Below are 22675 nucleotides of genomic sequence, written 5' to 3' on the forward strand. Positions count from 1 at the left end.
ATCAGTTATTGCACTGCATATGCCACAGCTGCCAATTTATTTTCCTTGGATTGTTTCGAACGATTCCGTGATGGCGGCAAACGGCGCAGATTTTTCAGCGCCTCCAGATCCTTGATCTCTATCGTGCGCTGATTAACAGCAATCATGCCGATTTCGTGCCGGGTCATCCTGAGGTTGAAGAACTTGCTGGAATACCCCATCAATGCAAATCTGTCCGATAACGTTACAAGAAACCGCGCGACCCGGGCTTCCGCACTGAGTGCGCCCAGCATGCCGACCATCGCTTGTTCCCGTACCAGTTCCCGGCTCAACACATCGTATATCGCGTTTTCAAGCTCAACATGTGTGCGAGCAAGCGCGGTCAGTTTTTTGAATGGCAGCAAAATCAAATCGCAATCCGATAACGCCACTGCTTCGGATGAATACAGCCGTGAATTGATACCATCAACGCCGAGAATATCTGCCTTCATCGGAAAGCTGAGGACTTGCTCATTGCCGTATTCGTCAATAAGTACGGTTTTCAGAAAACCGGAATGCACTATATACAGCGCATCGAATGGTTGCCCAATGGTATGTACTCTTTGCCCTGCCTTGAACTGCACATGCTGGAACAGCAAGTCTTCATCGTCACAAACTGTAGCAAAAGGGATATGCAGCAAGTCGCAGACATCTTTCAGGCTGGACCACAATCGTCCTTGGCATTGCCGTCCGGCAGCCAGAGACGATGACGGCAGAATTTGTGAAAACGGCTTAGTCTTTGATATCTGTGTTTGCAGCATGGTATTTCCCCTCTGAAAGCTCTAGTAATATGGAATAACTAAATCAACCGAACAGGATTTCATCGAATCTTGCCGGAATCATGACAAAAATACATGACCTACAATTTTCGAAAATTTTTAGATATTTACCCATTCCGATGATCTTGCATGTGTAAACCTCACATTTTTTATGCACTTAATTGCTTTGGCATATCTATAGCTATTTTTGTTTCGATCTGCGTATTCACATCAAAAAACACATTTTCAATGTGTATTTCAGAAAGCCTGAGTAACATTCATGCAACCCATCCAAGCCTCAATACACAGTTTTATTATTGCAATTCCAGGCAAATGTCTCAATCAGTGCTTGCTGAATGCCGGCATAGGATTAGTGTTTTAATTAGTAAGAATTTTCTTACTAATTATGTTATCAAACAAATCACACATTCAGCATGTAAAAAATTATTAAAATGCAACAATTGAACGATAACAATCAGCCGCCCAAAACCTTCGGCGTACTTGTAAAAATCCGTGTCAATTAACAGGTGTTCCCAACATGGCGTCGTACTGTTAAAATGCCCACCGGTCTCGCCAAAACAGCGGTACAGAATTAAGTAGATTTGATAAGTTTTTTTAAAATCCGCCGTTGTAGCTCAGTTGGTAGAGCAATTCACTCGTAACGAATAGGTCGCCAGTTCGATTCCGGCCAACGGCACCAAAAATTCCATGATAATCAGCAAGTTAGAGAAACCGCCGATGCGGTTTTTTCTTTTTTTGGGCTACGCCTGACACGAGCTGTGACTGTCTTCCAGCTGACCGTAACCAATTCTCCGCAGCTGCCGTCACCGCTTCAGACACGCTGTTTTCAATCCCATTCTTTCCCGTGACCCCTATTTGAAAAGGCATCAGCCTCCCGACCGAAGAATCATCTCCGTGAACGGCGCCGATAACCACCCTGACTCGTGTTAACATTAAAAAGTAGGTTCCGGTAAAAATTAGAGTTTTTTTTAACCACGGAGTAAATCATGAGCAAAAGCCAAGATTCAAAAAAGGCAGTCAAGAAAGAACCAGCCAAAACGATGAAGGAAAAAAAGGCTGACAAGAAGGTCAAGAAGGAAGAAAAGCAGCGCCAGTAATAGTGCCGCTGGCAAAAAATGCAGGGCAAGCCGCCGTCCATCGGCGTTCCTTTACGCCCACTGTAAATTTGCCAATCCTGTACAAAGCCGCGTAGAATGCACGCTTTCGCGGGTGTAGCTCAATGGTAGAGCAGAAGCTTCCCAAGCTTACGACGAGGGTCCGATTCCCTTCACCCGCTCCAGTTTTTCAAGGCACCTGACTCGGTGCCTTTTTTGTTGGCGTAGCGCAAGCCGCCATAACCTTCTTGCAGACCATTCCCAGCATGTCCGACACCCCATCTTCCGACGATAGCGGCAAAGCCCGCTTTTACGACCCTACCGAATACCGGATTCGCAGTTTTGTAACGCGTGCGGGCCGCCTGTCGGTGGCGCAAGGACGTGCGATTACCGAATTGGGACCGCAGTTTTGCTTGCCTTACGTTAAGGCACCGCTAGACCCTGCGCTGGCTTTCGGGCGCAGCGCACCGATTATTCTGGAAATCGGCTTTGGCATGGGCGAGACCAGCGCCAAAATTGCAGCCGGCATGCCGGAGATGAACTTTATCGGGGTGGAAGTGCATACGCCGGGCGTGGGCAGTTTGTTGAAGCTGATCGACGAGCAGAAACTCAGTAATTTGCGCCTGATTCAGCATGATGCGTTTGAAGTGCTGACCAATATGATCGCGCCGGCATCTTTGGCCGGCGTACATATTTTCTTCCCCGATCCGTGGCACAAGGCGCGCCATAACAAGCGCCGCATGATCCAGTCGCCGCTGGTGGAATTGCTGGCGTCACGCATTGCGCCGGGCGGGTATTTGCATTGCGCCACCGACTGGCAGGAATATGCGGATCAAATGCTGACAGTGTTGTCGGCGGAACCTGCTTTGGAAAATACCGCAGAAGGATTTGCGCCGCGCCCCGAATATCGTCCGGTGACGAAGTTTGAAAATCGCGGCTTAAAGCTGGGACACGGCGTGTGGGATCTGGTGTTTCGCAAGCGCTAATTTGCATATCCAATTTTAGTGGGAGTATGCCTAAAAACAATGCACTTACCGCATGTATATAAAGCGGGTCTTAAATATACCTAAAGCAGTATATTTAAGTGAAAGAAATGTCGCACTAATTATTCAGCCGCTATGGATTGCGCCGGCCCTCTCTCCCGGCCTCTCTCCCACAAGCGAATCGCATGGCGATTCGGGCACCAGGAAAAACCATGCCGGGCGAGAGGAGCAAAACTCCCTCGCAGGCTGAACAAAATATCTTCCGACTTAAACCAGTTCTGCGAGCAGCGCCACGATCTGCTCGCCGTAGGTTTCCAATTTCTTTTCCCCTACCCCGGCTACGCCACGCAAATCGCCGATCGAGCGCGGTTGGGCCTTGGCAATATCACGCAGGGTGGCGTCATGGAAAATGACGTAAGCCGGCACGTTGTTTTTGCGTGCGGTCTCAACCCGCCACCAGCGCAGCTTGTCGAACAGCACTTGCTCTGACGCCGATAGCGTCGATTCTTCATAGGTTTTCTGCTTGCCGCTTTCGCGCCGCGGCTTGAGCGGTTTCTGGTATTGCCTGAGTTGGGTTTTTTGCGCGCCGCGCAGCACCGGGCGCGCGGCATCGGTTAGTTTGAGCGCGCTATAGGATTCGTAATCGACCGCAAGCAAGCCGAGCGCGATGACCTGGCGCAAAATGGCGCGCCATTCGGCCTCGCTGGTTTCTGCGCCGATGCCGAAAGTCGATAGCTGGTCGTGCCGCCACTGCTTGATGCGGTCGGTTTCAATCCCGCGCAAGACTTCGATCACATGGCCGCCGGCGAAGCGCTGATCAACACGATAGACGGTGGACAGCAATTTTTGCACTGCCACCGTGCCGTCGAACGAGATGGGCGGATTCAGGCAGGTATCGCAATTGCCGCAGCGTTCGGAACTTTGCCCGAAGTAGTCCAACAAATGCACGCGGCGGCAAGCCAGCGTTTCGCACAGACCAAGCATCGCGTCGAGCTTGGCGCCCAGCACGCGCTTGAAAGTTTCATCGGCTTCCGATTCGGCGATCATGCGCCGCTGTTGCACCACATCCTGCAAGCCGTAGGTCATCCACGCATTGGCCGGCGCGCCGTCACGCCCGGCGCGGCCGGTTTCCTGATAATAGCCTTCGATGCTTTTGGGCAAATCCAGATGGGCGACAAACCTGACATCGGGTTTATCGATGCCCATGCCGAAGGCGATGGTGGCGGTCATCACGATGCCGTCTTCCCGCAGGAAGCGGGCCTGGTTTGCGGCCCGTTGTTCGTACTTCATGCCGGCGTGATAGGGCAACGATTGGATGCCGTTGTCGTTCAAAAATTCGGCGGTTTCTTCGACTTTCTTGCGCGACAGGCAATACACGATGCCGGCGTCGCCACTATGCGCGCTCTGGATGAAATCGAGCAACTGCTTGCGGCCATTGGCCTTTTCGACGATTTGGTAACAGATGTTCGGGCGGTCGAAGGACGATACGTATTTGCGCGCATCGACCAGTTGCAGCCGTTCGGCGATTTCATCGCGGGTCTGCTGGTCGGCGGTGGCGGTCAGCGCAATCCGCGGCACCTGCGGGAAACGCTCGTGCAGCACCGACAGTTTGATATATTCCGGCCGGAAATCATGGCCCCACTGCGATACGCAATGCGCCTCGTCAATCGCAAACAACGCAATCTTCGACGCTTGCAGCAATTCCAGGCAACGCGGCGTCATCAGGCGCTCGGGCGCGACATACACCAGATCGAGTTCGCCATTGCGCACCTGGCGTTCAATCCGGCTGGACTCTTCGAAAGTCTGGGTCGAATTCAGGAAGGCGGCCCGCACGCCAACCTCGGCTAACGCATCGACCTGATCCTGCATCAACGCGATCAACGGCGAAATCACCACGCCAACACCGTCGCGCAGCAGCGCAGGAATCTGGTAGCAGAGCGACTTGCCGCCGCCGGTCGGCATCAGTACCAGCGCGTCGCCGCCCTCTGCGACATGGTCGATGATCTCGGCCTGCTGACCGCGAAAGGCGGGATAACCGAATACGGTTTCCAGCACATGTAATGCTTCGGTATTGCCGGATTGTTGGGATGTCAAAGTTTATTCAACCCAGTTGACGGAGCCGCTATATGCAGTGCCCAGGATGACCAGGCCGAACGCGATCCGATACCAGGCGAATGCGGTGAAATCGTGGCTGCTGATATAGCGCAGCAACCAGCGCACGCACAGGAAAGCGGAGGCAAATGCCGCCACGGTACCGATGCTGAACAAGGGCAGATCGGCCATCGATAGCAGCGCCCGATCTTTGTAAATCGAATACACGGTAGCGCCCAGCAAGGTTGGAATCGCCAGGAAGAAAGAAAACTCGGTGGCCGCCTTGCGCGACAGGCCGAACAGCATGCCGCCGACAATCGTCGCACCGGAACGGCTAGTGCCCGGCACCAGCGCGAACGCCTGCGCGCAACCGACCTTGAAGGCATCCAGCGCGCTCATTTCATCGACCGAGACGATGCGCACCGCAATCGGATTGGCCTTATTCCTGCGTTCGACCCACAAAATGATGAAACCGCCAATGATGAATGCCAGAGCCACCGGCACCGGAGCAAACAGGACAGCCTTGATTTTTTTGGCAAACAGCAAGCCCAGCAACGCGGCCGGCAGGAAAGCGATGATGAGATTGATGACGAATTTTTGCGACTTGGCGTCCGTCAGCAAGCCGGACAGAACCGAGCCGATACGCTGCCGGTATTCCCAGCACACGGCCAACATCGCGCCAGCCTGGATCACAATCTCGAATACCTTGACTTTATCGCCGGTGAAATTGAGCAGGCTGCCTGCCAGGATCAGATGGCCGGTCGACGAGATTGGCAAAAATTCGGTAAAGCCTTCGACCAGGCCCATGATGAGTGCTTTTAGCGCAAGAGTGAGGTCCATGATTATTTTGGTAAAAGTGGGAAAAATAGGTAGGAAAATTACGTCAATAAAAAACCCGCATCCGGGCGCGCGGTGCGGGTGCCATCGCAAAATTTGACTACAGCGGGCTATTTTACAGGTTCCTATCAGAGCCATTGACGGCACCCGGTTTGCCGCTTACATTACTGACTCCAAAGTAAGTTACTCATTTTTCAGATTCTGCATGCGCACTCCAACAGAAAACAAACCGCGCTGGGAGCGCCGTAAGGACGAGCGGCCCCAGGAGCTATTGGCAGCGGCGCTGGATTTATTCGTGGACAAGGGTTTTGCCGCGACGCGGCTCACCGATGTCGCGACCCGCGCCGGCGTATCGAAAGGCACCTTGTATTTGTATTTCACCAACAAGGAAGACTTGTTCAAGGCGGTAGTGCGGGAACACTTGCTGCCGGTGCTGGGAGACGCTGAAGCGCTGGTAGGCACTTTTGACGGCCATAGCGCCGACCTGTTTCGCGACATCATGCTGGGCTGGTGGCAGCGCATCGGCAACACCAAGCTGTCTGGCATTACCAAGTTGATGATGGCGGAGTCCGGCAATTTCCCGGAACTGGCGCAGTTTTACCACCGGGAAATTATTTTGCGCGGCACCACCATGATCGCTCGCATACTTGAGCGCGGCATGGCGCGTGGCGAGTTCCGTCAAATCGATGCGCAATTGACGACGCAGGCGATTATCGCCCCGACGATCATGCTGATGATGTCTCAGCATGCCTTCTGCAATTGCCAGATCAAACCGGTCTCGCCGCTGGATTACCTGAATAATTTTGTCGATCTGTGTCTGTACGGCATGTTGCAAAAAGACACCGCAGCTACGAATGCGAATGCAAGCGCGGCCGAATCTCCACAGCCAACCCTCCCATGCTAAAACAACGCTCCTTTCGGATTGCACTGGTAATTCTGGCGCTATTGGTTGCCGGCGCGGCAATTGCACTCAAAATCCGCAGCGCGACACCCTCCCCGGCAGCAACTCCCGCAGCCGCTGTACCGGCGCTGGAATTTCTCGCCAGCGACCTGATTCAAGTCACGCCACGCGACCTGCGGCAAACCATTACCGTATCAGGCGCCTTGCGCGCGCGCAACCAGGCTGTCGTCAAAGCCAAAGTTGCCGGCGAGATACGCGAAGTGCTAGTGCGCGAAGGCGAAGCGGTTGCTGCCGGTCAAATCTTGATCAGGATAGATGGCAGCGAATATCAAGCCCGGATCGCCCAGGCTACCGGTGCGCTGCAGGCGGCGCGCGGGCAACTGGAGATTGCCGGCAAAGCGCGCGACAACAACCGCGCGTTGATGGACAAGGGTTTTATTTCCAAAAATGCATTTGACAATTCGGCCAGCCAATACGCGATCGCACAAGCCAACCTCGATTCAGCCAGAGGCGCGCTCGATATAGCGCAAAAATCCCTGGCCGACACCGTGCTGCGAGCACCGATTGCCGGCTTGATCAGCCATCGCTCGGTGCAGCCGGGCGAAAAAGTATCGGCCGACAATCTGCTGCTGGAGATCGTCGATTTGCGCCAGATGGAAATGGAAGCATCGGTGCCGGCCACCGACATCGCCCAGATCAAGCTGGGGCAGCCGGTCAGCATCCGGGTCGACGGCATGCCGCAAGCGGTCGCCGGCAGCGTGGTTCGCATCAACCCGACCACCCAGTCCGGTTCGCGCTCGATTCTGACCTATATCTTGCTGGATAACCCCGACGGCGCACTGCGCGGCGGCATGTTTGGCCAGGCCGAGCTGACCCTGTCGCAAAAAAACGGCGTACTCAGCGTGCCGCAATCCGCCATCCGGCAAATCGATGGCAGAACCGTTGTGTATGCGGTCGAAAACGGTGTGCTGACGGAAAAATCCGTCACGCTCGGGCTGGAAGGCAATGACGACAGTGGCGCGGCGGTCGAAATCAGCGCTGGTCTGACCAGCGGCGCGCAAGTCGTCAAGGCCAATCTGGGCAATCTGCGAGCCGGAACGCAGGCCCGCCTGGCCACCCACGCTGCCAGCGCTGCAACTGTAGCCCGGAAAGAATAAGCCATGTGGTTCACCCGCATCAGTATTGGCAACCCCGTGCTGGCGACGATGATGATGCTGGCCTTCGTCGTGCTGGGACTGTTTTCCTATCAGCGCTTGCGGGTCGATCAATTCCCCGATGTGACCTTTCCTGTGGTGGTGATACAAACCGATTATCCGGGCGCCTCGCCTGAGACGGTCGAATCCGACCTGACGCGCAAGATGGAAGAAGCGGTCAATACCATCAACGGCATCAACAGCCTGACCTCGCGCTCGTTTGAAGGCGCATCGATTGTCATCATCGAATTCGATCTGACTATCGACCCGGCCCAGGCCGCACAGGACGTGCGCGAAAAAGTGGCGCTAGTGAAGACTACTTTCAGAAAAGAAGTCAAGGAACCGCGCGTGACGCGCTTTGATCCGGCCGACCGGCCAATCTTTTCGGTTGCAGTGAGTAATGACGCCACGCTGCAGCAGCGCAGCTTCCGCGATCTGACCACGATCGCCGACCAAGTGGTTAAAAAACGGCTGGAAAATGTGCGCGGCGTCGGCGCGGTGACGCTGGTGGGCGGCATCAAGCGCGAGATTCAGATTTACGTCAAGCCGCTCGAAATGGAGTCGCTCGGCATCAGCGTCGAGCAAGTCATCAATGCCGTGCGCAGCGAAAATCAGGAACTGCCGACCGGCGCGATCCGCGCCTCGACCAACGAACAGGTGGTGCAGGTGCAGGGCCGCATCCAGCGCGCGCAGGATTTCGGCGACATCATCGTAGCCCAGCGCGGCGGCCAGCCGGTCAAACTGTCACAAATCGCCCGGGTCATCGATGGCCAGCAGGAACAGGAAAGTCTGGCGCTCTATAACGGCCGGCGCACGCTGGCTCTGGACGTGCTCAAGGCGCAGGGGCAAAACACGATCGAAATCGCCGACCATCTGCAAACCGCACTCAAGGAACTGGAACCGCGCCTGAAAACGCTGTACCCGGGCGTGAGAATTGAAGTCATCAAGGATGGCTCGCGCCAAATCCGGGTCGGGGTCGAGAACGTGCGCCGCACGCTGATCGAAGGCGCGTTGCTGACCATCCTGATCGTATTCCTGTTCCTCAATTCATGGCGCTCGACCGTGATTACCGGCCTGACGCTGCCGATTTCGCTGATCGGCACCTTCCTGTTCATGAACATATTCGGCTTCACCATCAACATGATCACGCTGATGGCGCTGTCGCTGTGCGTCGGCCTGCTGATCGATGATGCGATCGTGGTGCGCGAAAACATCGTGCGCCATGCCGGCATGAAAGTGAACGGAAGCGATGGTCCTTATAAGGATCACAAAACGGCGGCGCTGGAAGGCACTGCCGAGATCGGTCTGGCGGTGCTGGCGACCACGTTCTCGATCGTTGCGGTATTTTTGCCGGTGGGCTTCATGGGCGGCATCATCGGGCGTTTCTTCCACCAGTTCGGCGTTACGGTGGCCGCCGCCGTGCTGATTTCGATGTTCGTCTCGTTCACGCTGGACCCGATGCTGTCGTCGATCTGGCCCGACCCGGATGCCCATGGCATACACCGGCGCAGCGGCTGGTATGCCAACACTTTCGGGCGCGTGCTGACGCAGTTTCAACGCTTGGTGTCATGGTTCTCGCGCGCTTATCAAGTGTTATTGAAGTGGTCGCTCGGACACCGCGGGCTGACGCTGCTGATTGCGCTGGCAAGCTTCGTCGGCGGGCTGGCGCTGCCGGCCAGCGGCTTGATCGGCTCCGAATTCGTGCCGCAGGCGGATTTTTCGGAAACCGGCGTCACCTTCACCACGCCGGTCGGCTCTTCGCTGGAACTCACCGAAAGCAAGGTGCATCAGGTCGAAGCAGCGCTGCGCCAGTTTCCCGAAGTGCGCGACACCTATTCCAGCATCAATACCGGCGCTTCGCAGGGGAAAAATACCGCCACCGTATTCGTACGCCTGATTCCACGCGCCCAACGCGAGCGCAGCACCGCGGTACTCTCCGGGCCGCTGCGCACGCAACTATCACGCATTGCCGGCATCACCGTAACCCATATCGGCACGCTCGACGGCGTCGGCGGCGATTCCAAGCAAATCCGCCTGAGCCTGCAAGGCAGCGATCTGGACCAATTGGCCACACTGTCGGAACAGGCCGAGGCCAAGCTGCGCGCGATACCCGGGCTGGTCGATCTCGACTCCAGCCTGAAAGCCGCCAAGCCGACTATTTCGATCGAACCCAAGCGCAATCTGGCCGCCGACCTGGGCATCGGCGTGGCGCAAATCGGCAACACCCTGCGCCCTTTGCTGGCAGGCGAAGCGGCCAGCAGCTGGCGCGCACCGGACGACGAGAACTACGATGTCAATGTGCGTCTGGCGCCGTCGGACCGCAAACATATCGACGACCTGTCACGCCTGATGCTGACCAGCACCCAGTCCAACGCCGACGGCTCGCCCAAGATGGTGCCGCTGCGCCAGGTTGCCGACATCACCGCCACCACCGGCGCCAACCAGATCAACCGGCGCGATCTGAACCGTGAAGTCGAGCTATCGGCCAACGTAATCGGCCGCTCGGCCGGGGAAGTCAGCCGGGATGTCAAGCAAGCGCTCGATTCGATCGCGATGCAGCCGGGCTACCGTTACCAGATGGGCGGCGCGACCAAAAGCATGAATGAATCGTTCGGCTATGCGCTGGCGGCGCTGGCTTTGGCGATCGTCTTCATATACATGATTCTGGCATCGCAATTCGCCAGCTTCCTGCAACCGCTGGCGATCATGTCGTCGCTGCCGCTGACCCTGATCGGCGCCTTTCTGGCGCTGATGATGTTCCGCTCGACGCTGAACATCTTTTCCATCATCGGCCTCATCATGCTGATGGGTCTGGTCACCAAGAATGCAATTTTGCTGGTCGATTTCACCAACCAGATGCGCCATGCCGGCATGAACCGCCACGATGCGCTGCTGGAAGCCGCGCATGTGCGGCTGCGCCCGATCCTGATGACCACGCTGGCGATGGTATTCGGCATGATGCCGCTGGCCTTCGGCTTGTCGGAAGGCTCCGAGCAGCGCGCCCCGATGGGACAGGCAGTGATCGGCGGCATCATCACTTCCTCGCTGCTGACCTTGGTGGTGGTGCCGGTGATATACACCTACCTGGACGACCTGGCGCTGTGGTGCAAACGCAAGCTGGGCTCAGCGCCACCAACGGCCGATAATGATGCAGCAACAAAGTTGCCGCCATAGAAGCGCCAATCACGTTTGATAAAATGCATTTTTTCTTCCCCTCTCCCTCCATCAATAATTTTTTTTGGACACCAACATGAATATCGAGCAAACCCGCCTCAACATGATTGAACATCAAATCCGTCCCTGGGACGTGCTGAAACAGGATGTTCTGGATCTTTTGGTAGTCGTCAAACGCGAAGCTTTCGTCCCTGTCGCCTACCAGAGCCTGGCTTTTTTCGACACTGAAATCCCGTTGCCGTGCGGCGAAAACATGCTCACGCCCAAGATGGAAGCGCGCATCTTGCAAGAAATTGCAGTACAAAAACATGAAAACGTACTCGAAATCGGCACCGGTTCCGGCTACATGGCAGCATTGCTGTCCTACAAAGCACGTCACGTCACCAGCATCGAAATCGAGCCGACGCTTAAAGCGCTGGCTGACAAGAATCTGTCCGACTATGGCATCAGTAATGTCACCACCCTTCTCGGCGACGGCGCCCAAGGCTGGAGCGGCACCAGCAGCGCGGGCGGCGATACCGCATCCTATGACGTGATCGTGATTTCCGGCTCGCTGCCGGTGTTGCCGGACGCCTTCCTGAAAAAGATCAAGGTCGGCGGCCGCATCTTTGCAATCATCGGCGACGCTCCAGCCATGACCGGGCAAATCACCACCCGCATGTCGGACACCGCGTACAGCACCATCAACCTGTTTGAAACTAACGAGAAGCCGCTGCGCAACGCACTCACGCCGTCGCATTTCTCCTTTTAAGGACCTTTCGATGCAACACATGACCGCCCCAGAATTGGCGCAACTGATGCAGGACGCGTCGCAGGTGCAACCGCTGCTGCTGGATGTGCGCGAGGGGTGGGAATTCGACACCTGCCACATCGCCGGCGCGCAATTGATCCCGATGAATACGATTCCGACCCGGCATGGAGAGTTGAATAAGGATATGCCGATCGTCTGCATCTGCCATCACGGCGGGCGCAGCATGCAGGTGGCGAATTTTCTGGAAAATAACGGCTTTTCGCACATCATCAACCTGACTGGCGGCATGCATGCCTGGGCCCAGCAGGTTGATGCATCGATGCCGACTTATTGACCTTACTTACTTTTTTCTGACCGACTCCACCGAGGAACTTAATGCGGAATTCCGTTATCGCCACACTCATCGCTGGCACCTTCATCTCAATGAATGTGCAAGCGGATGATTTGCTGAAAACTTACCAGCAGGCGCTAGTCAATGATGCGCAATACGCCAGCGCCCGCGCAACCCTGCGCGCCGGCCAGGAGAAGCTGCCGCAGGGGCGTGCTGGGCTGCTGCCCAGCGTCGGCCTGTCCGGCGGCACCAGCCGCACCGAGATTGAAAATGTGCGCAATGTCAACGGCAGCAGTTACAAACTGGAACTTTCACAGCCGCTGTTTCGCTGGGCCAACTGGCAGCAATACGAACAAGGCAAACTTTCTGTCGCACTCAGCGAAGCCCAGTTTGCCCAAACCCGGCAAGACTTGATCCTGCGCGTCTCGCAAGCCTATTTCGACGTGTTGGCGGCGCAAGACACGATTGGCTTCGTGCAGGCCCAAAAGACGGCGATCAGCGAACAGCTGGAGTCGGCCAAGCAAAACTTCGAAGTCGGCACCGCCACCATCACCGACAGCTACGAAGCACAAGCACGTTACGATCTGGCCCTGGCGCAGGAATATGCGGCCCAGAGCGATCTGGAAATCAAGCGTGCAGCATTACAGCAAATCATCGGCAGCACGCCGGGCGACTTGGCCAGACTCAAAACCGGCGTCACGCTGAGTCCGCCGCAACCGGCCCAGATCGGCAACTGGGTCAGCTCGGCAGAGCAACAGAATACCAGCGTGCTCGGCTCCCAGATCGGGCTCGAAATCGCCCAGAGGGATATCTCCAAAAACCGTGCCGGCCACTACCCGAGCGTCGATCTGGTGGCCAGTCGCAGCCATACCAACCAGAGCACCAGCACCACCATAGCCGGCAATACCAATGCCATCGGAGTGCAGTGGAGCATTCCGTTGTTCTCCGGATTCGCCATCACCAGCCGGGTGCGCGAAGCCATTGCGCTGGAAGACAAGGCCCGCTTTGACCTGGAAACTGCACGCCGCGCTGCGGCGCAAGGTGCGCGGCAATCGTATCTGGGCGTCACCAGCGGCCTGGCCCAGGTCAGCGCGCTGGAAGCGGCCGAAGTGTCGAGCCTGTCGGCGCTCGACGCCAACAAGCTGGGCTATCAGGTCGGCGTGCGCATCAACATCGACGTCCTGAATGCGCAGCAGCAGCTATTCTCAACCCGCCGCGATCTGGCTAAAGCGCGCTACGACACCATTGTCAATGGACTGCGATTAAAGTCAGCCGCAGGCAACTTGCAGGAGCAGGATCTGGAACTGGTGAATGGCTTGCTGGTCCAGTAAAAAAAACCGTTAAATCTGGTGCCGGAGGGGCGGGTTCCAAACCCGCCCTTGGCTGCCGAACTGCGAGGGCAGGTTTAGAACCTGCCCGTACGGGAGAATGGTTGGCGCTGCACTTAGGAAACCCAATAAACAGTCTGAACAGTAACGATAATTAAGAATAATTCAGGAGTATGGCAAAAAACATGGCAATTACCGCATATACGTACTTCGGTAATTAAAAATACACCGACATAGTATATATTCACTCTCACGCAACGGCACACTGCCGCAGCTAAAAAACCTCCAGCGCCCTCCCCTGCAAATCGGCCACCCGCGCCGCATCGTCACCCCACTCCATATGCGATATCCGCATATGGATGCGTAAAAGGATTCGTTCTTAATCCTTTTACGCCCAGTTAATCTGCATATTCCAGCAAAAAACACTCCAAAGGAAATGCAGATGGACCTCAAGAAATTCCTCCTCTCGACGCTTGCCGCCGCACTGATTGCACCCACTGCGCAGGCGGCGGAAATCACCTTGCTCAATGTCTCCTACGATCCGACGCGTGAGTTGTATCAGGATTTCAATGCCGCGTTCGCCAAGCAATGGAAAGCCAAAACCGGCGACGACCTCAAAGTCAGGCAATCGCACGGCGGTTCCGGCAAACAGGCACGCGGCGTGATCGATGGGCTGGAAGCGGATGTAGTCACGCTGGCACTGGCGTATGACATTGACGCCATTGCCGAGCGCGGCCTGCTTGCGAAAGACTGGCAAAAGCGCTTGCCGCACCATAGTTCGCCGTACACCTCGACCATCGTGTTCCTGGTGCGCAAGGGCAATCCGAAAGGCATCAAGGACTGGAACGATCTGGTCAAACCCGGCGTCGCCGTCATCACGCCGAATCCGAAAACCTCCGGCGGCGCACGCTGGAACCATCTGGCAGCCTGGGGTTATGCACTAAAACAGCCGGGCGGCAACGAAGCCAGCGCCAAGGAATTCATCAGCAAACTGTACAAGAACGTGCCGGTACTCGATTCCGGCGCACGCGGGGCCACCACCACCTTTGTCGAACGCGGCATCGGCGATGTGTTGCTGGCCTGGGAAAACGAAGCCTTGCTAGCGATCAAGGAACTCGGTCCGGATAAGGTAGAAATCGTCGCGCCATCGGTCAGCATTCTGGCCGAACCACCAGTGGCAGTGGTCGATAAAGTGGTCGACAAGCACGGCACCCGCAAGGTAGCAGAAGCCTATCTGCACTATCTGTATACCGAAGAAGGACAGGACATCGCGGCTAAAAATTACTACCGCCCGACCGCCGGTGCCGCCGTGAAAAAATATGCAGCGCAATATCCGAAAGTGAAATTGTTCACCATAGATGACGTGGCAGGCGGCTGGACCAAAGCGCAGAAAACGCATTTTGCCGATGGCGGCTTGTTCGATCAGATTTACCAGCCGGGCAAGAAGTAAGCTCGTTATATAAGATCCCCTCTCCCACTTGTGGGAGAGGGTTAGGGAGAGGGTCTTAGCAAACATTCGAGCCGCATTATGTGGCAATGCAGTCAAGGTTTGGCCTTGTTTTGACCCACCTTGGTTACTGCGAGCACCCTCTCCCGCACGCGGGAGAGGGAGTGACTCACCGCCGGCTGATTACCTAATCTTCCACCTACAAGCCCCATTAATAAGGAAAATGATGAACATCCTCTTGCTCGCCGGTAGCCCCTCGAACCCGTCGCGCTCAACCCGCCTGCTGCACCATGTTGGCGAGAAGCTGGCATTGCTGGGGCACCGATACGTCAAGCTGCTTGTGCGCGACTTGCCGGCACAAGCCTTGCTGCATGCGGATTTTGACAATGCCGATCTGAAATTTGCGCAGAATCAGGTCAGACAAGCCGATGTGGTAGTGATTGCCACTCCGGTCTACAAGGCTGCCTACAGCGGCATCCTGAAAGCCTTTCTCGATGTGCTGCCGCAGGATGGCCTGACCGGCAAGCTGGTGTTGCCGCTGGCCACCGGCGGCAGCCAGTCGCACATGCTGGCGCTCGACTATGCGTTGCGTCCAGTGCTCTCGGCCTTGTCTGCCAGACATGTATTACCGAGCATTTATGCCACGGATGCGCAGGTGCAATGGTCGCCGGAACTCGGCTTGACGTTGGAAGACGACATCGCCCGGCGCGTGACGCAAGGCGTCGAACAATTGTCGGCCAGCCTGATGACATTGCGGAAAGCGACCAACACTTTCGTTGCAGTGCCGTTTTCCCAGGTGCGATGTAGCGTCTGACATTTAACATCTGGCGCGACGCTTGCACCATCGCGCTGCGATAAAACCTGCCGCACAGCGGCATCTCCACTGTACAAAAAAACGGCCCTTATTTGAGCCGGTGGGGACTTTTTACCCAAATTTCGGAATACCAAAGACATAAGGGCATAAAAATGACTATCTCGCATCAAAAACGCCAGGCCAAACGCCGCACCTTGGGAATCTTGTCTGCCGCAGCGGCAGGCGTGATTGCAGCAGGCATTCCGAATTTCGCCCAGGCCCGCGCCGAAAAAACGCTGCGCATCGGCTTTCAGAAATACGGCACGCTGGTAATTCTGAAAGGACGCGGCACGCTGGAAAAACGCCTTGCCAGTCACGGCATAAATGTCAAATGGACCGAATTTCCGGCTGGCCCGGTGCTGCTTGAAGGCTTGAATGTCGGCAGCATAGACTTCGGCACGGTGGGCGAAGCACCGCCGATTTTCGCGCAGGCCGCCGGCGCCGATCTGGTGTATGTCGCCAACGAACCGCCGGCGCCATTGGCCGAGGCGATCCTGGTCCCAAAGGGATCGCCGATCAAAACCGTGGCCGAACTCAAGGGCAAGAAAGTCGCGTTGAACAAGGGTTCCAACGTCCATTACCTGTTGGTCAGGGCGCTGGAAAAGGCGGGCTTGAAATACACCGATATCCAGACCATTTTTCTGGCGCCAGCCGATGCGCGCGCCGCTTTCGAGCGCGGCAGCGTCGATGCCTGGGTGATCTGGGACCCGTTCCTGGCCGCCGCAGAAAAGCAGATCGGCGCCCGTATCCTGGCCGATGGCACCGGTCTGGTCAGCAACCACCAGTTTTTCCTAGCAGCCCGCCCTTATGCGGAAAAAAATCCGGAAATCATCAAAATTCTGATTCAAGAACTCGACAAAGTCGATGCATGGAGCAGCAAGAATTTGAAAGAAGTGGTGGCTGTCTTGTCGGCCCAAACCGGGCTTGAACCGGCCGTGGTTGAACTGGCGGCAAATCGCTATGCGTGCGGCGTCAAGCCGATCACGCCGGCCGTGATCGACGCGCAGCAAAAAATCGCCGATGTGTTCGCCAGCCTGAAGCTGATTCCGAAAAAAATCAGCGTCAGAAGCGCTTTGCTGACCATCAAATAATCACGTTATATGACATCCAAACCGAAGCAACTCCTGTAGGAGCGCACCCGGGCGCGAAAGCAGTCGCCAGACTGCAGACGTTGATCGCGCCCAGGTGCGCTCCTACAAAACCACACTATTTCGCCCTACATTAAAAGCAAGGAACCATCATGAGTTTGAACGTTTTCTGGTTTTTACCTACCCACGGCGACAGCCGCTATCTCGGCACCACACAAGGCGCGCGCGTGGTCGATCACGACTATCTGAAGCAGGTGGCGGTGGCCGCCGATACGCTGGGTTATGACGGCGTATTGATTCCGACCGGGCGCTCTTGCGAAGATGCCTGGGTGGTGGCGGCTAGCCTGATCGACGCCACCAAAAAGCTGAAATTTCTGGTGGCGATTCGCCCCGGCCTGAGCACGCCAGGTCTGGCAGTGCGCATGGCCGCCACCTTCGATCGCCTGTCGGGAGGACGGTTGCTGGCCAACGTCGTCACCGGCGGCGATCAGGGTGAGATGGAAGCGGATGGTCTGCATGCAGACCATGCCGAGCGCTATGAAATTTCGGACGAGTTCCTGCGCATCTGGCGCGCATCGCTGGCCGGAGAAGGCGGAGCGGCGGGTTTCGATTTCAACGGCAAACATCTGCAAGTCAAAGGCGCGAAGACCCTATACCCTCCAGTGCAAAAACCGTATCCGCCGCTGTACTTCGGCGGCTCGTCGCCGGCAGCGCACGCACTGGCCGCCGAGCAGGTCGATGTATATCTGACCTGGGGCGAACCGCCGGCAGCAGTGGCGGAAAAAATCGCCGACATCCGCGCCCGCGCCGCCAAGCACGGCCGTACCGTGCGCTTCGGCATCCGGCTGCATGTGATCGTGCGCGAAACCAACGACGCCGCCTGGAAAGCAGCCGAAGAACTGATCAGCCACGTCGATGACGACGTGATCGCCCGCGCTCAGGCGGCTTTCGGCAACATGCAATCCGAGGGACAGCGCCGCATGAGTGCGCTGCACGGCGGCAAGCGCGACAAGCTCGAAGTGTCGCCCAATTTGTGGGCCGGCGTCGGTCTGGTGCGCGGCGGCGCCGGCACCGCGCTGGTGGGCGATCCGGAAACCATCGTGGCGCGGATGCAGGAATACCAGGACCTGGGGATCGAAACCTTCGTGCTGTCCGGCTATCCGCATCTGGAAGAAGCGTACCGCTTCGCCGAACTGGTATTCCCATTGCTGGGCAAAGGCAAGGCCAGATCAAGCGACCAAACCTTGACCGGGCCGTTTGGCGAAGTCATCGCCGTCGACATCCTGCCCAAAGCGTCGCAAAGCTGACGCAAAAGTTAAAGGAAAAAGCCATGAGTGCAGTGATTGCAACATCGCCGGACGCGATTTCCGGCAGCGCGCCGGTTATCAAAGCCAAGCTGATTTCCAGCCAAAAGCTGCTGGCGCTGTTGGCACTATTAGCACCGTGGGCAGTGCCGGCGGCATTGCTGCTGGCATGGCAAATCGCCGCGCAGCTCGGCTGGCTCTCCAGCCGCATCCTGCCGGAGCCGCTGGCGGTGGCGCAAGCGACCTGGACGCTGGCTGCATCGGGCGAATTATTCACCCATGTGAGCACCAGTTTATGGCGCGCCACCAGCAGTTTTGTGATCGGCGGCGGCCTGGGTTTGTTGCTGGGCTTGTTGACCGGAACCTTCAAGACTGCCGAAACCCTGCTCGACACCACGCTGCAGATGATCCGCAATATCCCGGCGCTGGCATTGATTCCATTAGTGATTCTGTGGTTCGGCATCGACGAAAGCGCAAAACTTTTTCTGGTGTCGATCGGGGTATTTTTTCCGATTTACCTGAATACCTTCCACGGCATCCGCTCGGTCGACAGGGGTTTGATCGAGATGGCCAAAAGTTACGGACTGTCGGGCTGGCCGCTGTATCGCGACGTGATCCTGCCGGGCGCCCTGCCGTCGATCCTGGTCGGCGTGCGCTTTTCGCTCGGGCTGGTGTGGGTGCTGTTGATCGTTGCCGAAACCATTTCGGCGCAATCCGGCATCGGTTACATGACGATGAATGCGCGCGAATTCCTGCAGACCGACATCGTGCTGGTCGGCATTCTGCTCTACGCGCTGCTGGGCAAACTGGCCGATGTGCTGTCGCGCTCGCTGGAGCGTTACTGGTTGCGCTGGCATCCCGGCTATCGTTAAATAAGGAATGACTATGCAAATCAGTCTGATAGAACAAGCCCGAGTTCGGGCAACTGTGCCAGCTCCAACCAAGCGCGGCATCCGCGTGGCGGTGCAGAGCTTGTCGAAATCCTATGGCGACCGTCAGGTGTTGAAGGCGGTCGAACTGACCATCGCAGCGGGCGAATTCGTCGCGGTGGTCGGGCGCAGCGGCTGCGGCAAAAGCACGCTGTTGCGGCTGATCGCCAAGCTGGAAACTGCCGACAGCGGCAACATCGTTTTTGCCGGGAATGACCATAGGCCCGAGACCCGCATCATGTTCCAGGACTCGCGCCTGCTGCCGTGGAAGCGCGTGCTGGACAACGTTGCGCTGGGTTTGCCGCGTGCCGGCGCTGCCGCTGCCAGGGCGTTGCAACAGGTCGGGCTGGAAGATCGCGCCGGCGAATGGCCGGCCGTGCTGTCCGGCGGCCAGCGCCAGCGCGTGGCGTTGGCCCGGGCGCTGGTGCACGACCCGGAACTGTTGCTGCTGGACGAGCCGCTCGGTGCGCTCGATGCGCTGACCCGCATCGAAATGCAGCAATTGATCGAATCACTGTGGCAGCGGCGCGGCTTCACTGCCCTGCTGGTCACGCACGATGTGCAGGAAGCGATTGCGCTGGCGGACCGCGTGGTGCTGATCGAAGACGGCCAGATTACGCTCGACCAGCGTATCGCGCTGGCGCGGCCACGGGCACGCGGCAATGCCGCCTTCGCGCAACTGGAGGAACAAATTCTGGCGCGGGTGCTGAAACATCCATCGTCCGGCCCGGATGCGGCGCTGGGCGACGTCTCGCTGCAGAGAACCGTCAGTCAGGTGATGTGGGCTATTTAGTATTACAGGCGCGGAGGCCTGTAATACCATACTAGGACAGTGTATTTAAAAAACACGCATTAATAACATGCGGTAAATGGCATAAAAAACACCATACTCCATCATTTTATATTTATAAAGCAACTACTTTAGTAGCTAATCCGTAGGTGCGAATTTATTCGCATTCTGAATTATTTCATGCGAACTAATGCGAATAAATTCGCACCTACGAAAACTGTTTCGGTTTTGGCGTCTCTGATACCGAGCTGCATAGTTACTTTAAAAAGCAGGCATTTCACCGCCCGCCATTGTTTTTTGTTTTATCCACTCACCACCATAAGGAAACACCATGAGCATCCAGGCAATCAACGTGCGCAATCAATTCAAGGGCAAAGTCAAGGCCATCATCGAAGGTTCGGTCGTCTCAGAAATCGACATCGAAACCCCGGCCGGCATCGTCACCTCCGTCATTACCACGCGCTCGGTCAAGGATCTGGGCCTGGTCATCGGCACCGAAGTCGTCGCACTGGTGAAGGCGACCGAAGTATCCATCGCCAAGTTGTTGTAATTTTCTAGCCAGAGGTATCGCCATGTCTTTTCCCGCCCTGCAAAAATATCTGGTCAGTTTGTACGACACGCCGCAGGCGGCGACCTCCGTGTGGCTGGACCAGCAAGGCCGCGCGCTGGGACGCTATTTCAACTCGACGCTGACCAGCGCGTTTCAAGCGATACGGGTGTCGGGTACACAGCAGATTGTCGGCTTTGAAGGTTTTGCACGCAGCCATTCCAGCGGCGAGCCGGGGCTCTCGCTATGGCGGCTGCTGGACCATGCGGCCAACGACGATGAATCGATTGCGCTGGATCGCCTGTGCCGCATGTTGCATGCGATTAATTTTTATCGCCAGCCGCAATCGGCCAATGTCGAACTCGATCTGTATTTGAGCGTGCATGCACGCTTGCTGGCTGGCGTGAGCACCAATCACGGCGATGCGTTTCGCCGCGTGTTTGGCGCGCTCGAACTGCCGCATCAAAAAATCGTCTTGCAGTTGCCGCTGGTAGCCAAAAGCCAGAACTGGCTGCTGGCTTACGTCACCGACAATTACCGTCGCAACGGTTTTCGCCTGGCGCTGAATGCCGCCGATGCGCGCCAGGCGCTCGAACTGCTGGATCAATTGCAGCCCGAAGTAATCAAGGTCGATGCGCGCGAAATAACGGATGCGGCCGCCACCCTGCGCTTGTTGCAGGAGACCGGCCGGCGCGGCGTGCGCCTGATTTTCAAGCGGATCGAAACCGAAACAGCGCATGCCACCCTGAAAGAACTTGCTGCGCGCGCAGGACAAATCCTGCTGACGCAAGGATTTCTGTGGGATTTGCCGGCAGCCTCGCTGGAAACATCGGCACCCGGCATTGTCGACCAACCGGTCGATGTGCCTGCTGCACCGACATTACAAGCCAGTGCCGCAGCATGACGCCACTGCGCCTGTCGGATTATCGCGTGCTGATCGTGCCGGGCCTGCACAACAGCGGTGCTGACCATTGGCAGACCCGCTGGCAGCAGCGCTATCCCGCTTTTGAGCGGGTCGAACAGGAGCATTGGGACCGGCCTGAACTGCCGCGCTGGTCCGATCGACTTGGGCAAGTCTTGCGCAAGTCATCCCGCCCGACGCTGATCGTGGCGCATAGCTTCGGCTGTCTGACCACGCTGCACACCGCCGGTCATGGCAAGTTCAAACTGGCAGGCGCGCTGCTGGTAACCCCCGCCGATCCGGAAAAATTCGGCGTCGAAAAAATTCTGAATGATGCACGGCTGAACTGCCCTGCCCTCGTCATCGGCAGCACCGATGACCCGTGGATGACAAGCACCCGCGCCGCACACTGGGCCGAGATCTGGGGCTGCGAGTTTGTGAATGCCGGCGCGTTAGGCCACATCAATGCCGAGTCCGGGCTGGGAGATTGGCCGTTCGGTTTGGCGCAGTTCCAGCGCTTGATCTGCGCGGTTCAAAATAGGCTGGGGTAGATGACCTCGTTATGACATTGCGCAAAACTGATTGATATTCTCATTTATCAGAAGAGGGCGTTAAATGCCCGTGCCGAGAGATGACATTGTAACAATGTGTGAGTTTGCAGAACCGCAGCCAAAGTCTGCCATCCAATGGGTATGGACATCTACACGAAAGGCGCAGCGAAACGCCTAACATTTTCGCTACTGGTCACATTCGCCCTTGGCGGGTGCGCGGTGTACGAACCATATAACCCGAATGGCGGCTCCTTTGCGGGCGACGCGTACTCGTATGGGCAACCAATCTATTCCAGCGCTCCGTATTACGGTGCTCCTTATTACACTCCACATTATGTGGCGCCGCCAGCGACCTTCAACTTTGGGTTCGAATCAGGTCAACATGACCATCAGGGCTTCCGTGGTAATCAAGGATTCCGTGGAGATCGTTCTGGGTTCCGGGGTAACCGTGATGGGTTCCGGCGTGATGAATTACAGGGTGGCCGCGATGAAGTCCGGCGTGATGGGTCCAGAGGTGGTCGCGATCGATTGCAGGGTGGAGAGGGCCGCCGCCCTCAGGAAGGCAGAGTTGAAGGGGGCAGCAGCGGTGGAAATCGCTTTCAAGCAACCCCGCAGCGGTCATCGAACTCCAATAGAGGCACTGCTTTGAGTGGAGGTCGAGCAAGAAACCCAGGCGATTACGGACGTTAAAAAGCCCTGCGGAGTGGCAGTGCTGGAGGGTGCGACTCGTAGCTGGAGGGTGTAAATAGTTTTGTGTAATCGGTCATTTGGCAGGAGTCTGCCGC

The 22675-nt window shown here is 56.9% G+C and carries 20 protein-coding genes and 2 tRNA genes; 19 read left to right on the forward strand and 3 right to left on the reverse strand.

The genetic code is table 11. The features are described 5' to 3' along the window. Nucleotides 1-5: 5 nt before the first annotated feature. Entirely contained in the window at nt 6-779 is a 774-nt protein-coding gene (locus KGFNPO_RS10500; protein WP_472631236.1) for a Crp/Fnr family transcriptional regulator, read from the reverse strand. Nucleotides 780-1400: 621 nt separating this feature from the next. Here KGFNPO_RS10500 and KGFNPO_RS10505 point away from each other — a divergent pair. From KGFNPO_RS10505 to trmB, 3 genes are all read left to right on the forward strand, one after another. After that, nucleotides 1401-1476 (forward strand) — tRNA-Thr (locus KGFNPO_RS10505). 526 nt (nt 1477-2002) lie between these two features. Next, a tRNA-Gly gene (locus tag KGFNPO_RS10510) sits at nt 2003-2076 on the forward strand. An 81-nt stretch (nt 2077-2157) separates the two neighbouring features. Next, nucleotides 2158-2877 (forward strand): tRNA (guanosine(46)-N7)-methyltransferase TrmB, encoded by a 720-nt coding sequence (trmB, locus tag KGFNPO_RS10515; protein WP_472631237.1) that lies wholly within the window; start codon nt 2158-2160, stop codon nt 2875-2877. A 264-nt stretch (nt 2878-3141) separates the two neighbouring features. Here trmB and recQ read toward each other — a convergent pair whose 3' ends face one another. Beyond that, on the reverse strand, nt 3142-4968 hold the full coding sequence (gene recQ, locus KGFNPO_RS10520) for a DNA helicase RecQ (RefSeq protein WP_472631238.1): 1827 nt from the start codon (nt 4966-4968) through the stop codon (nt 3142-3144). Nucleotides 4969-4971: 3 nt separating this feature from the next. Further along, on the reverse strand, nt 4972-5805 hold the full coding sequence (locus KGFNPO_RS10525) for an undecaprenyl-diphosphate phosphatase (protein WP_472631239.1): 834 nt from the start codon (nt 5803-5805) through the stop codon (nt 4972-4974). A gap of 202 nt (nt 5806-6007) precedes the next feature. Between KGFNPO_RS10525 and KGFNPO_RS10530 the strand changes: the two genes are divergently transcribed. From KGFNPO_RS10530 to KGFNPO_RS10605, 16 genes are all read left to right on the forward strand, one after another. Continuing rightward, nucleotides 6008-6706 carry a TetR/AcrR family transcriptional regulator gene (locus tag KGFNPO_RS10530; protein ID WP_472631240.1) on the forward strand — a complete coding sequence of 233 codons (699 nt, stop codon included), beginning with the start codon at nt 6008-6010 and terminating at the stop codon, nt 6704-6706. After that, on the forward strand, nt 6700-7860 hold the full coding sequence (locus tag KGFNPO_RS10535; RefSeq protein WP_472631241.1) for an efflux RND transporter periplasmic adaptor subunit: 1161 nt from the start codon (nt 6700-6702) through the stop codon (nt 7858-7860). Before KGFNPO_RS10530 ends, KGFNPO_RS10535 begins: the two co-directional genes overlap by 7 nt. 3 nt (nt 7861-7863) lie before the next feature. Then, nucleotides 7864-11070 carry an efflux RND transporter permease subunit gene (locus tag KGFNPO_RS10540; protein WP_472631242.1) on the forward strand — a complete coding sequence of 1069 codons (3207 nt, stop codon included), beginning with the start codon at nt 7864-7866 and terminating at the stop codon, nt 11068-11070. A 76-nt stretch (nt 11071-11146) separates the two neighbouring features. Then, nucleotides 11147-11821, forward strand: a complete 675-nt coding sequence (locus KGFNPO_RS10545) for a protein-L-isoaspartate O-methyltransferase family protein (protein ID WP_472631243.1) — start codon at nt 11147-11149, stop codon at nt 11819-11821. A gap of 10 nt (nt 11822-11831) precedes the next feature. Then, entirely contained in the window at nt 11832-12155 is a 324-nt protein-coding gene (locus tag KGFNPO_RS10550) for a rhodanese-like domain-containing protein (protein WP_472631244.1), read from the forward strand. A gap of 41 nt (nt 12156-12196) precedes the next feature. Further along, on the forward strand, nt 12197-13483 hold the full coding sequence (locus KGFNPO_RS10555) for a TolC family outer membrane protein (RefSeq protein WP_472631245.1): 1287 nt from the start codon (nt 12197-12199) through the stop codon (nt 13481-13483). A 439-nt stretch (nt 13484-13922) separates the two neighbouring features. Further along, nucleotides 13923-14930 (forward strand): sulfate ABC transporter substrate-binding protein, encoded by a 1008-nt coding sequence (locus KGFNPO_RS10560; protein WP_472631246.1) that lies wholly within the window; start codon nt 13923-13925, stop codon nt 14928-14930. Between the two features lie 223 nt (nt 14931-15153). After that, a complete protein-coding gene (ssuE, locus tag KGFNPO_RS10565) occupies nt 15154-15741 on the forward strand; it encodes an NADPH-dependent FMN reductase (RefSeq protein WP_472631247.1) in 588 nt (195 codons plus the stop codon). A 152-nt stretch (nt 15742-15893) separates the two neighbouring features. Continuing rightward, nucleotides 15894-16871: a sulfonate ABC transporter substrate-binding protein gene (locus tag KGFNPO_RS10570; protein ID WP_472631248.1), complete on the forward strand. Its 978-nt coding sequence runs from the start codon at nt 15894-15896 to the stop codon at nt 16869-16871. A 155-nt stretch (nt 16872-17026) separates the two neighbouring features. Further along, nucleotides 17027-18175, forward strand: coding sequence for an FMNH2-dependent alkanesulfonate monooxygenase (gene ssuD / locus KGFNPO_RS10575; RefSeq protein ID WP_472634452.1), 1149 nt, complete (start codon nt 17027-17029; stop codon nt 18173-18175). A gap of 23 nt (nt 18176-18198) precedes the next feature. Continuing rightward, nucleotides 18199-19044 (forward strand): aliphatic sulfonate ABC transporter permease SsuC, encoded by an 846-nt coding sequence (gene ssuC / locus KGFNPO_RS10580; RefSeq protein WP_472631249.1) that lies wholly within the window; start codon nt 18199-18201, stop codon nt 19042-19044. A 13-nt stretch (nt 19045-19057) separates the two neighbouring features. Further along, complete coding sequence (locus KGFNPO_RS10585) at nt 19058-19894, forward strand: ATP-binding cassette domain-containing protein (protein ID WP_472631250.1); 837 nt, start codon at nt 19058-19060, stop codon at nt 19892-19894. Between the two features lie 328 nt (nt 19895-20222). Next, nucleotides 20223-20441 carry a TOBE domain-containing protein gene (locus KGFNPO_RS10590; protein WP_472612999.1) on the forward strand — a complete coding sequence of 73 codons (219 nt, stop codon included), beginning with the start codon at nt 20223-20225 and terminating at the stop codon, nt 20439-20441. A 22-nt stretch (nt 20442-20463) separates the two neighbouring features. After that, a complete protein-coding gene (locus KGFNPO_RS10595) occupies nt 20464-21342 on the forward strand; it encodes an EAL domain-containing protein (RefSeq protein ID WP_472631251.1) in 879 nt (292 codons plus the stop codon). Beyond that, a complete protein-coding gene (locus KGFNPO_RS10600) occupies nt 21339-21890 on the forward strand; it encodes an RBBP9/YdeN family alpha/beta hydrolase (RefSeq protein WP_472631252.1) in 552 nt (183 codons plus the stop codon). The genes KGFNPO_RS10595 and KGFNPO_RS10600 overlap by 4 nt, the downstream gene beginning before the upstream one ends. Nucleotides 21891-22164: 274 nt before the next feature. Beyond that, nucleotides 22165-22539 (forward strand): hypothetical protein, encoded by a 375-nt coding sequence (locus tag KGFNPO_RS10605; protein ID WP_472631253.1) that lies wholly within the window; start codon nt 22165-22167, stop codon nt 22537-22539. Nucleotides 22540-22675 lie beyond the last annotated feature (136 nt).

The organism is Gelidimonas diazotrophica (genome assembly GCF_055694025.1).

Bases quoted from the DNA above. Each gene is read 5' to 3' on its own strand.
- KGFNPO_RS10500 (WP_472631236.1), bottom strand. From the start codon at position 779: ATGCTGCAAACACAGATATCAAAGACTAAGCCGTTTTCACAAATTCTG.
- trmB (WP_472631237.1), top strand. From the start codon at position 2,158: ATGTCCGACACCCCATCTTCCGACGATAGCGGCAAAGCCCGCTTTTAC.
- KGFNPO_RS10525 (WP_472631239.1), bottom strand. From the start codon at position 5,805: ATGGACCTCACTCTTGCGCTAAAAGCACTCATCATGGGCCTGGTCGAA.
- KGFNPO_RS10530 (WP_472631240.1), top strand. From the start codon at position 6,008: ATGCGCACTCCAACAGAAAACAAACCGCGCTGGGAGCGCCGTAAGGAC.
- KGFNPO_RS10535 (WP_472631241.1), top strand. From the start codon at position 6,700: ATGCTAAAACAACGCTCCTTTCGGATTGCACTGGTAATTCTGGCGCTA.
- KGFNPO_RS10540 (WP_472631242.1), top strand. From the start codon at position 7,864: ATGTGGTTCACCCGCATCAGTATTGGCAACCCCGTGCTGGCGACGATG.
- KGFNPO_RS10545 (WP_472631243.1), top strand. From the start codon at position 11,147: ATGAATATCGAGCAAACCCGCCTCAACATGATTGAACATCAAATCCGT.
- KGFNPO_RS10550 (WP_472631244.1), top strand. From the start codon at position 11,832: ATGCAACACATGACCGCCCCAGAATTGGCGCAACTGATGCAGGACGCG.
- KGFNPO_RS10555 (WP_472631245.1), top strand. From the start codon at position 12,197: ATGCGGAATTCCGTTATCGCCACACTCATCGCTGGCACCTTCATCTCA.
- KGFNPO_RS10560 (WP_472631246.1), top strand. From the start codon at position 13,923: ATGGACCTCAAGAAATTCCTCCTCTCGACGCTTGCCGCCGCACTGATT.
- ssuE (WP_472631247.1), top strand. From the start codon at position 15,154: ATGAACATCCTCTTGCTCGCCGGTAGCCCCTCGAACCCGTCGCGCTCA.
- KGFNPO_RS10570 (WP_472631248.1), top strand. From the start codon at position 15,894: ATGACTATCTCGCATCAAAAACGCCAGGCCAAACGCCGCACCTTGGGA.
- ssuC (WP_472631249.1), top strand. From the start codon at position 18,199: ATGAGTGCAGTGATTGCAACATCGCCGGACGCGATTTCCGGCAGCGCG.
- KGFNPO_RS10585 (WP_472631250.1), top strand. From the start codon at position 19,058: ATGCAAATCAGTCTGATAGAACAAGCCCGAGTTCGGGCAACTGTGCCA.
- KGFNPO_RS10590 (WP_472612999.1), top strand. From the start codon at position 20,223: ATGAGCATCCAGGCAATCAACGTGCGCAATCAATTCAAGGGCAAAGTC.
- KGFNPO_RS10595 (WP_472631251.1), top strand. From the start codon at position 20,464: ATGTCTTTTCCCGCCCTGCAAAAATATCTGGTCAGTTTGTACGACACG.
- KGFNPO_RS10600 (WP_472631252.1), top strand. From the start codon at position 21,339: ATGACGCCACTGCGCCTGTCGGATTATCGCGTGCTGATCGTGCCGGGC.
- KGFNPO_RS10605 (WP_472631253.1), top strand. From the start codon at position 22,165: ATGGGCAACCAATCTATTCCAGCGCTCCGTATTACGGTGCTCCTTATT.